This window comes from Micromonospora globbae (assembly GCF_036184225.1).
Classification (GTDB): Bacteria; Actinomycetota; Actinomycetes; order Mycobacteriales; family Micromonosporaceae; genus Micromonospora; species Micromonospora globbae.
Genome location: NZ_CP108084.1, coordinates 2260821 through 2274513, shown reverse-complemented (window position 1 = coordinate 2274513; position 13693 = coordinate 2260821). Strand labels below are relative to the sequence as shown.

Sequence of the window (13693 nt, the reverse complement as noted above, 5' to 3'; positions counted from 1 at the left end):
CACTGCCGCGGGCGCGACGGCGGCCACGGCGGGGGCCGGGCCCCAGCGTGGGGGCACGAGGTGCGCCCCTGTCAGCGCGGCCCCGCGCACGGCGTACCGACGGCGACCGGCACGTCGACCCGCTGCCCTCCGGAGTCGACGACGAGCGGGACGCACGACGGATCCGACACCCACGTCCCGCCGGTGAAGACCAGCCACGTGGCCGACGCGGCGGGGCACGGCCCCACCTGCACCGTCTCCGCGGGCATGGCGTCCCGGCCCCATCCGATGCGCGCTCGGCCCGCCCACCCGGGTGCCACCCGCACCTCGACGGCCGCTCCGGCGCGGACGTACAGCCCCCACTTGGCGAACCACCACGCCGGCTCCGGACCGTCGGGCGACCGGTCGTACCCGAGGACGGCGGTGGGCACGGCGACCGCTCCGGCGACCGTGCGGTACCCCGGCGGCGGCGCCGTGCCCGGAATCGCGTCCCCGCACGACAGGCGCAGCCCTTCAGGCGGCAGCGGAGGCAGCGGCGAGACCACCGGCCGGACCGGAGCGGACGCGTCGGGGGCCGCCCCCCGGTCCTGGGTGGTGCAGGCCGGCGCCGCCGCCAGGAGGCCGACGGCCAGCGCGAGCCGTGGGAACGTTCGGGACCACACGCGCCGATCCTCCCAGCCGGCGGCGCCGGGAGCGACAGTCGCGGGTCGACGTTCCCGAGTCGGCCGGCCGAGGGCCACGCCGACCTTCGCGAGTCCGGTCCGCGGCGGAGGCGGCCGGCGTCCGAATCAGGTCGCCCGACGGCGGGCCGCCCCCTAGGGTGTCGGCGGACCACGGTCGCGCGGCCCTGTGCCGCAGGCACGTCAGGAGGGTGGCGGTGATCGATCCGGGGCTCGCCGGCAGGACGGTGCTCGTCACGGGAGGTGCGGGCAACATCGGCGCGGCCATCAGCAGGGCCTTCGCCCGGCAGGGCGCACGGGTCGCGATCCACTACCTGGCACAGGACCCGCCCGCCCCGGCCGGGACGGAGTGGGCGCACGTCACCCCGGCCGCCGAGGACGCCGAGCGCCTCGCGCGGGAACTCGGCAACGGCGCCTTCGCCGTGAGCGCCGACCTCGCCGCACCCGAGGCGGCACGCGAACTGGTCGACGCGGTCGTCGCCCGTGCCGGATCCGTGGACGTCCTGGTCAACAACGCGGCGCACTGCGAGGCGCCGGACACGATCGACGAGCTGAGCCACGGCTCCCTCGAACGCCACTACCGGGTCAACGCGATCGCTCCGGCACTCCTGATCGCGGAGGTCGCCCGTCGGCACACCGGCGGGGAGGCGCCGTGCGTCGTCAACATCAGCACCGACGCGGCGCGTGCCTTCCCGGGCCAGGTCGGCTACGGCACGTCCAAGGCGGCCCTGGAGGCGATCACCCGCGCCACCGCGCTCGACCTCGCCCGGCGCGGCATCAGGGTCAACGCGGTGGCCCCGGGGCCGGTGCAGACCGGATGGATGAGCCACGACCTCGCCGCGCGGGTCGCCGACCTCGTGCCGATGGGCCGCGTCGGGGATCCGGACGACATCGCCGACGCCGTCGTGTTCCTGGCCTCCCGCCAGGCCCGGTGGATCACCGGGCAGGTCCTCCAGGTGGCCGGCGGGCACGCGCTCTGAGCGGCGTCCGGTGCCGATAACGCTCGGCCGGGCCGTGCGGCCCGCGCCGTGAGCGCCCGCGCCCCGGGACCGTCCACCCGCCCCGCGCCGGCACTTCGGCTGAACGGTCGGTGACGGCGGAAGTTCCGTCAGGTGTCGAATGCTTCCCACCCCCGGCCGGAACTAGCGTCGGGTGGCCGGAGGACACGCCGGCGGACGAAGGGGAGGTGGGGAGCCAGTGAGACTGAAGGTGGCCGCCCTCGCGGCGGTGGCCCTGGTGGCCACGCTGCTGGGCGGAGTCGGTCCGGCGAGCGGCGCTCCGGCGGACGGACCGCCGACGCCTCTGCCCGAGCCGAAGGTCCATCCGATCCAGGTCACCGGCCCGGCCGCGGAGCGCCTGAACCTGATCATCCTCGGCGACGGCTACCAGTGGGACCAGCAGCAGCTCTTCCTCGCCGACGTCGACCGCAACCTGGCGGTCATGTGGGCCACCGAGCCGTTCCGGACCTACCGCGACTACATCAACGTGTACGCCGTGGAGATCGCCTCCATCGACTACGGCGTCCGGTGCGACCCGGACGGCCGCGTACGGCATCCCGACGGCACGATCCGCGACACCGGTGAGCGGGAGGGCCCCGTCAACGGCAAGAACACCGCCCTGCGGATGATCTTCCAGAACGGCTGCAACGACCCGCTGTCGCGCGGCACCGTCTACGGTGGCGCGCCGGTGGACTGCGCGGAGTACGCCGCCTACTACCCGGCCGGGGTCAATCCCTGCGAGACCGGCAACCAGGCGCACAACCGGATCCTCGACACCTACGTGGCGCCCGTGCTGGGCATTCCCCGCACGTCGCAGAACGTGCAGACCCTCGCCATCTTCAACACGTTCACCTACGGCGGGATCGGCGGCACCAACGCGACGACCTCTGGCGGCTCCCCGCAGGGCCCGCTGATCTCTCTGCACGAGATCGGCCACTCGCTCGGCACGCTGGCCGACGAGTACCCGTACTCCTCCCGTGACGTGGTGCGGCCCTGCTACATCGGCGGCGAGCCCAGCAGCTTCCACCACACCACCTACAGCGACCCGGCGAAGATGGTCGCCGACCAGCACAAGTGGTGGCGGTGGATCGGTGAGGAGAGCCTGTCCGGCGGCACGATCGGGCTGCACGAGGGCGGCGGGTCGTACCCGTGCGGCCAGCGCCGGCCCAGCGAGCACTCGATGATGCGGTGGATCGGCTTCGACTTCGACCAGGTCGGCCTCGAACACATGGTCGCCCGGGTGACCGGGATGCGGAACGCCGGGCAGATGAGCATCCGGCACACCCCGCTCGGCACGGTGGCCTCCGACAGCGTCCTGTGGGTCGAGACCGGGCAGCCGCGCTACCACGAACTCCAGGTGACCTGGCGGGTCGGCGGCCCGGACGGCACCGTGCTCGACACGCACAACAGCCGCGACCTCGACCTCGGCGACCTCGACCTGCCGGCCGGGACCGTGGTCCACGTCGAGGTGCGCGACCCCGTGGGGCCCGACGGCATCGACTGGGTCCGCAACCCGTCGACCGGCAACACGGCCACGAACTCCGGCTACAACGGCCCCCGGTTCGTGCAGACCCGGCAGTGGACGGTGGGGGAGACGACGGCGGAGGTGTCACCGCCCGCCGCCACCATCACCGGCGCGACGCCGACCACCCAGCCGGTCGCCGGTGACGAGGTGGTCTACGTACGCACCAACCACCCGAACGACCGCGTCCTCGACGTGTCCTGGTCGCTCGACGGCCGGGCGCTGCCGAACCCGCACAACAGCCGGACCCTCGACCTGGGCGCGCTGGACCTGCCGGCGGGCACCCACCGGCTCACCGCCACGGTGACCGACCCGGCCGACCGGAGCGTCTCCGACCGGATCGAGTGGACCGTCGACAACGCCGGCCCGACCGCGCCGCGCCGCCTGTCGGAGCCGCTGACCCGGCTGTCCGGCGACCTGGAGCACCCGGTGTACTTCAACGGTTGGGACATGTGGCTCGACCCGCAGGACGACCGCACCGGGTACGACCAGGAGCGCCACGTCGTCGGCCAGTTCCGGCTCGACAGGGACGGCTGGTACAACTACTTCGGCTTCCCCGAACAGCCGATGCCCGAGTCGCCGTTCCGGTTCCGCCACTCCGGCACCGACGTCAAGGCGCTGACGTACGGCAACCTCGGCACCGGCGGCCTGTCGAAGGCGGCGTTCGAGCAGACGCTGCCGGACGACCACCCCAGCGGCGGGTTCGTCCCGGGCTTCGGCACGCACCTCGTCGAGCACCGGGCCATCGACCCGGCGGGCAATATCGGTGAGCCGAGCGCGTACCGGGCCACGGTGCTGCCGGGCGGGTCGCCGGAGTGCACGCGGACGCTGACCGGGCCGCAGCAGCGGGTCGTGGCCGGCGACGGGGTGACCTGCCTGCGCGACGCCCGGGTGGCCGGTGGCGTGTCGGTGCGTCCGGGCGCGTCCCTCGTCGTCAGCGACAGCACGATCGACGGTGGGCTGACGACGACCGGCGCCCAGGCGGTGCAGGTGTTCGGCAGCACGGTGAACGGCCCCGCCCGGATCGCCGGCACCACCCGGGACGTGACGATCGCCGGGAGCACGTTCAACGGCCCGCTCGCCCTGTCGCAGAACGTCCAGGTCAGCGCCAACGAGCGGTACAGCCGGCTGGCCGGCGCGTACGGGCCCGTCCTCGTCGGCAGCCGGGTCAACGGCCCGCTGAGCTGCGCCGGCAACAGCGCGGCGGTCGCCGACTTCGGCGCCCCGAACACGGTGAACGGCCCGAAGGGCGGTGACTGCGCGGCCCTGTAGCGGCGACCGGAGCGCGGCGGGCCGGGGACATCCGGCCCGCCGCGCCCGGCGGCGCACCCGCCCGTGTGCCCGGTTGCCGTCGCGCCGCCCGCGGCCGGGCGATACTGGGTGACGCGGGAAAGGACGTGACGGTGGCCGACGGTGACCAGCGCTGGCGGGCCGCGGCCGGCGACGACTGGCTGGCGGACGTGGCCCGGGCGGCCAGCCGGGACGCCGGTGGCGCGCCGGTCGAACTGCTCGGCGACTACCTGCTGCTGCTGGCCGACGCCGCGGTGTCCGGCCGCCGGCCCCGGCGCAGCGAGCTGGAAGCCGTCGAGCGACTGGGCCGCCACGCCGCCGAACAGGGCGTGTCGGCCGGTAAGGCCGTGCAGCTGTACCTGTCCGCGGCGCGGCGGATGTGGCAGCAGCTGCCCCTGCTCCGGCGCTCCGGCGACAGCGCCGTGGTCCTCGCGGCCGCCGACGCGGTGCTCCAGGTGGTCGACGACGCCGTGGCGACCCTCGCCGAGGGGTACGCCGCCGCGCGCCGGGAGCTGGTGCGCCGGGAGGAGACGCTGCGCCGGGAACTCGTCGACGACCTGCTGCGCGGCGACTCCGACCTCGGCGGCCTGGTGCAGCGCGCCGAGCCGTTCGGCCTGGACCTGACTCGGACCCACCAGGTCGCGCTGGCCGCGCCGAGCCGGCGGCTGCCGGACACGGAGGCGGCCATCCGCGCCCTGGAGGCCGTGATCTTCGACCGGCTGGGCGACCGTGACGTGCTGGTCGCCACGAAGGAGGGGCTCCTCGTCGTCCTGGCCCCGGCGGATCCCGCGACCACCGCCGCCGAGCCCGCGGCCCGAGCCGCCGACCTCGCGGCGGCGGCCACCGCCGTGCCGCTCGGCGACCTGATGTACGCGGAGCTGAGCCGCCTGCCGAGGGGCCGGCCGTGGCAGATCGCCGTGGGCCGACCCCATCCCGGCCTGTACGGCATCGCCCGCTCGTACGAGGAGGCCCGCGAGGCCCTGACCATGGCCCGGCAGCTGAAGGTGGACCGGCCCGTCGTCGGCGCCCACAACCTGCTCATCTACCGGGTGCTGCTCCGCGACCAGCCCGCCATGGTCGACCTCGTGCAGGCCGTCCTGCACCCGCTGACCCGCGCCCGGGGCGGCGCGCAGCCGCTGCTGGAGACCCTGGCCGCGTACTTCGACAGCGGCGGCGTCGCCACCGAGGCGGCGCGACGGCTGCACCTGTCCGTCCGCACCGTCACCTACCGGCTGGCCCGGGTCCGTACGCTGACCGGCTACGACCCCGCCGACCCCACCGACCGGTTCACCCTGCAGGCGGCGACCCTCGGGGCCCGCGCGCTCGACTGGCCGCGGCAGCCGCTACCCGCCGTCTGAGCGAAGGCGTTCAGCGCCTCGGCGGCGGCGGCGAGGCGTCGCGGGGTCCGGTGAAGGCGACGTCGACGACGTCGAGGATGCCGAGGAGCCCGGCCAGCGCCATGGCCTCGCTGCGGGTGAGGGAGAGGCTGCACGCGGCGTCCGGGTCGTCCCCGCCGGTGTCGACGATCAGTTCACGCCGGCCGCCCGCGTAGTGGTTGATCACACCGACGCGGCGCCCGTCGGCCGTCGTGAACGTGCGGCGGAGCCCGATACCGGGCAGCGGGGTCAGCTCGACCTCCATGACATCTCCAGGAATCGCAGTGCGCCGAGCCACGCTCGGCCGGACGGGGACGCCGCGGATGACCGACGTGGTCGCGCCCGCGGCGGGCGGCGGCAGGACGGGATCAGCGGGTGAGCAGGAGCCGCAGACCGGTCAGCGTGGCCAGTTGCGGGTCGGCGGGGATGGTGACGGACCGGCCGGTGTACCCGGCGAGGCGTGCCGCCGCTCCCGCGGACGCCGCGCCCCCACCGGTGACCAGGAGCCGTCGCCGCCCGGTTCCCGGCGCCGTCAGGTCGCGTACGCACCGGGCGATCGCGGGGACCGGATCGACCGGGTCGTCCACGTCCACCCGTTGCGCGGCGGTGACGCTCCGGTCGGCGATGCGCGCCACCTCGATGAGGCCGGAACCGATGTCCACGGCGACGACGTCGTCACCGCCCCAGTCGGGCCGGCAGGCCAACGCCGCCGCCAGCGGCTCCTCCACCGTGCTGACCCGCCCGCCGGTCGCCCGGCGTACGGCGGCCACCAGCACCTTCTTCTCCCGCAGGGTGGCGGTGGCCGGCACGCCGACGAGCACGGGGTGGTCGTCGGCGTACCACTGCCCGGCGCGGGCGAGCAGGAGCCGGAGCAGGTGCACGCAGCCGAAGAAGTCCCGGACCACGCCGTCCCGCACCGGCCACACGAGCGTCCCGCCGTCGCGCTTCGCCTGCTCGATGGCGGCGCGTCCCACGGCGTGCCGGCCGCCCGCCCGTCGGACGAGGGCGGCGGGCTCGCTGATCGTCGTGTCGGTGGCCGAGGTCCACAGCCGCACCGTCGACGTGCCCACGTCCAGGGCGATGCAGTGGCGCAGCCCTCGACGGGCGTACGCACCCATGGCCAGCACCGTCATCGCCCCCTGCGAGCAGGGGCCGGGACGGGTCGGCGCGGTGGCCGGGAACGGCGGCGGGGAGAGGACGACGTGGGCATGGTGCTCCCAGGACCGGGCGACGGCGCCGGGTACGGCGCCGCGGGTGGACGGCTTCAGGCGGCGGGCAGCAGACCCGGCGGCGCCCGGTCCGCCGACCACGCCGGGACGCAGCCGGGAACGGCGCGCCTCGTCAACCGGAACACGATGCACAGCCCGACGGCCCTCGTGGCCGCCAGCACCACGGCGAGGACGGCCAGCACGGCCAGCATCGGCAGCGACACCCGCTCGCCGACGCAGCCGATGCCGGGCTGGTCCTGCATGCCGGACACCATAGCCCTCCCCACCGGGAGCGGCCAGCGCCCTGCGAGCGGAGCACCCGTGCCCCCGCCGGACCCGCCGCACGACCGGGAAGCCGGCGAGCGCGGGGCGAGCCGCATCGCGCCTTCCCGGCTCGCGGGACGGCCCGCCGCCCGGCGGTGCTGGTTGCCGGACGCCGGCAACCAGCACCGCCCCTTCTTCGCCGGTCGCCGATCCTGTCGACCGGCCGACCCGCGGCGATGATGGATTCCCCGACGGAAAGGGGTCGGTGTGACCGCTCCCGTGAACCTCAGTCCCCTCAACCGCCCGGCCGGGCGGCCCACGACCGGCGCCGGCGGCCGACCGGCGGCCACACCGACGGCGGTCGCGGTCGACCTGGGCAGCTGCACCGTCGGGGTCTGGGCGTCCCACCGCGGCACGCTCACCGGCCCGTGCGGGGACGCCTTCTCCTCGGCGGGCCGGCTCGTACGTCGTGGCCGCGTCGTCGACGTCGACGGCTGCGCGCTGCTCCTCGACCAGCTGATCCGCCGCTACGACGAGCCGCTGCCCGCCGGCGCCGTGGTGGTGGCGTGCCGACCCCTGCTGGCCGCCGAGTCCGACGAGGCCGCGATGCGGCGGGTCCTCGACACCGTCTTCGCGCCCTCCCGCATCCTGTTCGTCGACGCCGTCCGGGCCGCCGCGATCGGCTCCGGCGCCGCGGCCGGCACGCTGCTCATGGCCGACATCGGCGCGCAGGTGAGCGAGGTCGCCGTCCTCTCGCACGGACGTGTCGTCGCCGCCCGCCGCGCCAACGTGGGCACCATGGACCTCGCCCACGGCACCGCCGCCGGACTGCTGGGCGACGTGGTCGCGAACCAGGTCCGGGACCTGCGGCGCGACCTCCCGGCGGCGGACCTCGCCGCCGCGAAGGCGCGCGGCATGCTCCTCGTCGGCGACGGCGCCCTGCAACCCGACCTGACCACGGCGCTGTCGAAGCTGCTGCGCCTGCGGGTGCACCGCGCGCCGACGCCCCGCACGGCCGCGCTCAACGGCGCGGCCCTCGCCGCGATGGCCGCGCTGCGCCACCCGGCACCGCCCCGTACCCGGACGTGGCCCGTCTCGTGACCCGGGAGGCACCATGGCCCTTTCCGCGCAGGAACCCGCCGGCGTGGTCGAGGAGCACACGGAGCTGCTCCGCGCGATGCTCGAGGACCAGTTCGCCGCCCACACCCGCCGGCTCACCGAGCTGACGGTGTACGCCCGGCTTCCGGGCCACGGCGGCTACGAGCCGCAGGCGCTCGAGACGCTCGCCGCGGCCGCCCGCCAGGGCATCGCCGACACCGCGCAGGCGCTGCGCCGCATGACCGACGGCAGCTACGGCGTCTGCGAGCGGTGCGGCGAACCGATCCCGTTGGGACGGTTGAAGGCCCTGCCGCACGCCCGCTACTGCGCCCCCTGCCAGCGACACCAGACCTGACGGCGGGACCCGTCGCGCCGGGCGTCACCGCACGACGATCCGGTTCAGAGCCAGCCCCGTTCGCGGGCCTGCCAGCCCAGCTGCATCCGTGACCGCGAGTTGGTCAGCTCCATGAGGTGCTGCACCCGCCGGACCACCGTGCGGCGGCTGACTCCCAGCCGCGCACCGACCGCCTCGTCGGTGAGCCCGGCGACGAGCAGCGAGAGCAGGTGCCGGTCGGCGGCCGAGACGGTCGCCGCGGCGGTGAGACCGGCGGAGTCGCCCACGGACAGGGGAGTGGCCTGGTTCCACACGGTCTCGAAGAGCGCGATCAGCGCGTCGAGCAGCCCGCACGGATGCACCAGCAGCGCGGCGTCGTGCGCCGCCCGCGTCCAGGCCAGCGGCAGCAGGGCCAGCTCCCGGTCGGCCACGGCGAGCTTGGTCGGCAGGCCGTGCGCCAGGCGCGCGTGCTCACCCTCCTGGACGTGGACCACCACGCTCTCCAGGAAGGCGGCGTCGGTGAGGGCGTCCACGTCGTACACCGCACGGTAGGTGACCCCGGCGGCCTGCCGTTCGAGCTGTTGGCGGTTGACGGCCTTCGGCACGGCGTACGGCGGCGCGACCAGCACCCGCATCTGCTGGCGGGCGGTGTGCTGGAGCCGGTCGAAGGCCTGCGCGACGGCCGCCCGGCCGGACACGATCTCGATCAGTTCCTCGGTACGCCGGTTGGTGGCGCGGCTGCGGGCCTCCTCGGCGAGGCGGCGGGCGGCCGCCCGTACGCCCTCCAGCTCCTCCTCCCGGCGGCGGACCTGCTGCTCCACGGCCAGCTCCGGGGGCACCGGCACGACGCGCTCGTCCGGGGCCGGGGTGTGGTGCACGAAGCCCCGGCGGCGCAGGGTGAGCACCGCGCGGCGTACCTGGGCGGGGGTCAGTCCGGTCCGGACGGTCAGCTGCGCCGGCGTCGCGGCGCCCTGCCGGACCAGGGCGAGGTAGGTCGCCTCCTCCGCCACGCTCAGCCCCGCCGGTCGCAGCACGATCGTCCTCCCTGGCGCATCTGGGCCATGTCACAGCTGCGCTGACTCTAGATCCTTTACGGTCCGGCTGACGAGGTGTGACGCTGCCTGCCGTACGGCCGGCACGTCAAGGGGAGTCTCGTGTTCAGCTCGTTACGCAGGGTGCTTGCCGCGGCGGTGGCCGCGGTCACCGTCATCGCCGTGACACCTCCGTCCGGTTCGGCCTTCGCCGCTGACGCAGTTGCGCCAGCCGGGTCGCCCGGGTCGGTGTACACCGTCACGCTGATCACGGGTGACGTGGTCCGGTTCACCCGCTTCACCGACGGCCGCCAGGAGGCGACCATCGACCAGCGGGGCGGCCCCGACCGGCACGGCTTCCGGCTGTCCCACCGCGACGGTGACGTCTACGTGGTGCCGGACGAGGCGGTGCCGTACGTCGCCGCCGGCCTCGTGGACGAGGCGCTGTTCAACGTCACGGACCTGGTCGCCGAGGGCTACCACGACGCGGCCCGCGCGACCCTTCCGCTGCTCGTGGCCGGGCCGCCCGCCGACGGCGTCCGCGCGGCGGTGCCCGACACACCGCCGGGCGCCACCCGCACCCGGGTCCTGCCCAGCATCGGCGCGGTCGCCGTCACCGGACGCAAGACCGAGCTGCGGACGCTGTGGGAGTCGCTGACGACCGGGCCGCGTACCCTCGCCGCCGGTGCCCGGAGGGTGTGGCTGGACCGGCGGCTGCGCGCCGACCTCGCCGACAGCGTGCCCCAGATCGGCGCGCCGGCCGCCTGGAAGGCCGGATACGACGGGCGGGGCGTCACCGTGGCGGTGCTCGACACCGGGTACGACCCGACCCACCCCGACCTGGCCGGCCGCGTGGCCGCCACGGCGGACTTCACCTCCGACGGCGGCGACGCGGTCGACCGGGTCGGGCACGGCACGCACGTCGCCGCCACCATCGCCGGCAGCGGGAAGGCCGGACGGGCCGGAGCGAAGGGGGTGGCGCCGGGCGCCCGGCTGCTCGTCGGCAAGGTCCTCGACGACGCCGGCTCCGGCGACCTCTCGTGGGCCATCGCCGGCATGGAGTGGGCGGTACGCCAGGGGGCACGGGTGGTCAACCTCAGCCTCGGCGCGCCGTCCTACGGCGGCCCGGACCCGGTCAGCGAGGCGGTCGACGCGCTGAGCGCCAGCTCGGGGGCGCTGTTCGTGGTGAGCGCCGGCAACTCCGGCCCCGGGCCGCAGACCGTCGGCACACCCGGCATCGCCACCGCGGCGCTGACCGTCGGCGCCGTGTCCAAGACCGACGAGCTGGCCGACTTCTCCAGCCGCGGTCCCCGCCCCGACGACGGCGCCGTCAAACCGGAGATCACCGCGCCCGGGGTCGACATCGTGGCGGCCCGGGCCGCGGGCACCTCGCTCGGGCAGGTGGTCGACGCCTCCTACACGGCGATGTCCGGCACCTCCATGGCGGCCCCGCACGTGGCCGGCGCGGCGGCGCTCCTCGCGCAGGCGCATCCCGACTGGCGCCCGGAACAGCTCAAGGCCGCGCTCGTCAGCAGCGCCACCCCGGTCGGCACCGCGCCGGTCTGGCAGCAGGGCGTCGGCCGGGTGGAGGTGCCGGCGGCGCTGCGCCAGACCGTCCACGTCGACAGCGCCGGCCTCGTGATCGGGCAGGTGCCCGCCGGCTCCGGCCCGCGCACGGCCGACGTCGCCTACCGCAACACCGGCCGGGAACCGGTCACCCTCGACCTGGCCGTGACCGCCACCGACGCCGGCGCCACGGGCCGGGCCGCCGCGCTGACCGTCACGCCGTCCCGGCTCACCATCGCACCGGGTGGACGGGCGACCGCCACCGTGCGGCTGGACACCGCGGCGACCGCGCCGAACCAGTACGCCGGGGTGCTCACGGCGACCGGGGCCGGAGTGCGGCTGCGCACCCCCGTCGGTCTCCGCGTCACCCCACCGGTGCACACGCTCACCATCGAGGCCACCGACCGGGACGGACGGCCGGTGACCGGCTTCGTCAACCGGGCGGAGCTGTGGAACCTGGACACGGGCGCGCAGTACTACGGGCACTTCACCGACGGCCGCGCCACGGTGGAGCTGCCCGCCGGCCGCTACTCGGTGATGGCGCTCCTGCACAGCCTCGACGCCGGCGGCAACGAGAAGGACCTGACCCTGGCGGGTGACCCGGAGGTGCGCGTCGACGCGGACCGCACCCTGCGCTTCGACGCCCGCGCCGGCAACGAGATCCGCATGGACGTCCCGGACCCCACCGTGGTCGGCAGCGGCGCCGTCTCGTGGCTGCGCACCGCCGGGAGCCGGTCGAACCTGTCCGGCTGGGCGTTCAACCCGTCGAACGTGCGGCACGTGTACGCCGTGCCGACCCGCCCGGTCTCCACCGGCACGTTCCGGTTCTTCAGCCGGTGGGACCTGCGGGCCCCCGAGCTGACCGCCCAGGTGACCGGGGCGCGTGGCTTCGCGCTGACCCGCCCGCTGCCGGTGGAGGGCGCGCCGCTGCTCGACGGCACCCGCACGGCGCCGCTGGTGGACGGCGGTGACGGCGAGCCGGGCCGGCTCGGCGCCGCCCGCGGAGCCGTGCTGCTGCTCCGCCACGTCGGCGACGACGCCGTCGCGGAGCAACTGCGGGCCGCGGCCGCGGCCGGTGCGGTGGCGGTGTTCCTCGCCCCGGACACGGCGGCGAGGGTCTACCCGAGCGGCTACGGCGCGACCGTCCCGACCTACCAGATCGAGTACGCCGACGGCCAGCGGCTGCGCGAGCGGTTGGCGGCCGGGCCGGTGACGGTCGGACTGACGGGCGTGCCCCTCAGCCCCTACCGCTACGACCTGCTGCTGACCGAGCCGGACCGGATTCCCGCCGACCTGCGCTACACGACCGGTGAGCTGGCGCTGGCCACCGTGGAGAGCGAGTTCCACCAGCACGGGTCCGAGATGCGGGCGCTGGACGCGAGGGCCGGGTACCCCGACGGGGTCGGCGTCGCCTTCGACTTCAACCGCTCGGTGACCGTGGCGCAGCGGCGTACCGACCACGTGAGCACCCGGGGTGTGCTCTGGCGGGCCCAGGCCACCGCCGAGGGTGAGAACCTGGGCGGGACCCAGGGCACCGTGTACGGCCCGCTGCGCGCGTACCGGCCCGGCGAGCGGGCCCGGGAGGTGTGGTTCCCGGCCCTGACCCGGCCCGCCGTCCCGCAGACCACGCCCGACTACGCGTACGGGACGCCGGTCAACCGGTGGCACGACACCATCCGGGTGGCCGTGCCCCAGTACGCCGACGGCTCCGGGACGACGTACGGCTGGATCGACGGCCGCTCCGACCGGGCCCGGTTGACCCTGCGTCGTGGTGACCGGGTCGTGGGCACCACCACCGGATCGTCGCACCAGTTCACCGTCGGCAACGGCAACGGCACGTACCGCCTGACGCTGGACGTCACCCGGGACACCTTCCCCGAGAGGGTCTGGTGGACCACCTCGACGGCGACGTCCACCACCTGGACGTTCCGGTCGAAGCGGCCCCGGGGCGACGAGCCGCAGGTGCTCCCGCTGCCGCAGCTCCGCTACGACCTCCGGACCGACCTGTCCAACGTGGTCCGCGCCGACCGGCCGTACCCGCTGACGCTGACCCCCGGCTACCAGCCCGGCGCGTCCGGGCGGGGCCGTTTCCAGGTCACCGTGTGGGTGTCCTACGACGACGGCGCGCACTGGCGCCCGGCGCCGGTACGGGGCACCGGGACGGTGACGGCGACCGTGCCGGCCGCGCCGCCCGGCGCGGCGTTCGCCACCGTACGGGTCACCGCCGCCGACCGCGACGGCAACCGGATCGACCAGACCATCACCCGGGCCTGGAAGGTGCGGCCCTGACCTCACCGGCCGGTCGGGCCGACCCCGCGCGGGGCGCGGGCCCGACCGGCACCGTGGA

At 75.6% G+C, this 13693-nt stretch carries 11 protein-coding genes; 6 read left to right on the top strand and 5 right to left on the bottom strand.

The features are described from left to right. Positions 1–71: 71 nt before the first annotated feature. Positions 72–641, bottom strand: a complete 570-nt coding sequence (locus OG994_RS10120) for a hypothetical protein (protein ID WP_328852959.1) — start codon at positions 639–641, stop codon at positions 72–74. A gap of 215 nt (positions 642–856) precedes the next feature. Here OG994_RS10120 and OG994_RS10115 point away from each other — a divergent pair, with 215 nt between their 5' ends. From OG994_RS10115 to OG994_RS10105, 3 genes are all read left to right on the top strand, one after another. Then, positions 857–1639, top strand: a complete 783-nt coding sequence (locus OG994_RS10115; RefSeq protein ID WP_328852958.1) for an SDR family NAD(P)-dependent oxidoreductase — start codon at positions 857–859, stop codon at positions 1637–1639. 217 nt (positions 1640–1856) lie between these two features. Continuing rightward, on the top strand, positions 1857–4451 hold the full coding sequence (locus OG994_RS10110) for a M64 family metallopeptidase (RefSeq protein ID WP_328852957.1): 2595 nt from the start codon (positions 1857–1859) through the stop codon (positions 4449–4451). 131 nt (positions 4452–4582) lie between these two features. Beyond that, positions 4583–5827 carry a PucR family transcriptional regulator gene (locus OG994_RS10105; protein WP_240032987.1) on the top strand — a complete coding sequence of 415 codons (1245 nt, stop codon included), beginning with the start codon at positions 4583–4585 and terminating at the stop codon, positions 5825–5827. Between the two features lie 10 nt (positions 5828–5837). On the opposite strand, the gene OG994_RS10100 is transcribed toward OG994_RS10105, so the two are convergent. The 3 genes from OG994_RS10100 to OG994_RS10090 all read right to left on the bottom strand — a co-directional run bounded on the left by OG994_RS10100 (position 5838) and on the right by OG994_RS10090 (position 7316). After that, positions 5838–6110 carry a potassium transporter TrkA gene (locus tag OG994_RS10100; protein WP_120329298.1) on the bottom strand — a complete coding sequence of 91 codons (273 nt, stop codon included), beginning with the start codon at positions 6108–6110 and terminating at the stop codon, positions 5838–5840. A gap of 103 nt (positions 6111–6213) precedes the next feature. Beyond that, positions 6214–7155 carry a rod shape-determining protein gene (locus tag OG994_RS10095; RefSeq protein ID WP_328852956.1) on the bottom strand — a complete coding sequence of 314 codons (942 nt, stop codon included), beginning with the start codon at positions 7153–7155 and terminating at the stop codon, positions 6214–6216. Continuing rightward, entirely contained in the window at positions 7110–7316 is a 207-nt protein-coding gene (locus OG994_RS10090; RefSeq protein WP_328852955.1) for a hypothetical protein, read from the bottom strand. The genes OG994_RS10095 and OG994_RS10090 overlap by 46 nt, the downstream gene beginning before the upstream one ends. A 268-nt stretch (positions 7317–7584) precedes the next feature. Between OG994_RS10090 and OG994_RS10085 the strand changes: the two genes are divergently transcribed. Both OG994_RS10085 and OG994_RS10080 read left to right on the top strand, forming a co-directional pair. Beyond that, positions 7585–8418 carry a rod shape-determining protein gene (locus OG994_RS10085; protein WP_328852954.1) on the top strand — a complete coding sequence of 278 codons (834 nt, stop codon included), beginning with the start codon at positions 7585–7587 and terminating at the stop codon, positions 8416–8418. 13 nt (positions 8419–8431) lie between these two features. Beyond that, positions 8432–8770 (top strand): TraR/DksA family transcriptional regulator, encoded by a 339-nt coding sequence (locus OG994_RS10080; protein WP_120329294.1) that lies wholly within the window; start codon positions 8432–8434, stop codon positions 8768–8770. Positions 8771–8814: 44 nt separating this feature from the next. On the opposite strand, the gene OG994_RS10075 is transcribed toward OG994_RS10080, so the two are convergent. Beyond that, positions 8815–9783 (bottom strand): TrmB family transcriptional regulator, encoded by a 969-nt coding sequence (locus OG994_RS10075; protein WP_328852953.1) that lies wholly within the window; start codon positions 9781–9783, stop codon positions 8815–8817. Between the two features lie 246 nt (positions 9784–10029). Between OG994_RS10075 and OG994_RS10070 the strand changes: the two genes are divergently transcribed. Beyond that, positions 10030–13635 (top strand): S8 family serine peptidase, encoded by a 3606-nt coding sequence (locus OG994_RS10070; RefSeq protein ID WP_328852952.1) that lies wholly within the window; start codon positions 10030–10032, stop codon positions 13633–13635. Positions 13636–13693: the final 58 nt, after the last annotated feature.

Excerpts from the sequence above, each read along its gene's own strand:
- OG994_RS10100 (WP_120329298.1), bottom strand. The coding sequence starts at position 6,110 with ATGGAGGTCGAGCTGACCCCGCTGCCCGGTATCGGGCTCCGCCGCACG.
- OG994_RS10090 (WP_328852955.1), bottom strand. The coding sequence starts at position 7,316 with ATGCAGGACCAGCCCGGCATCGGCTGCGTCGGCGAGCGGGTGTCGCTG.
- OG994_RS10080 (WP_120329294.1), top strand. The coding sequence starts at position 8,432 with ATGGCCCTTTCCGCGCAGGAACCCGCCGGCGTGGTCGAGGAGCACACG.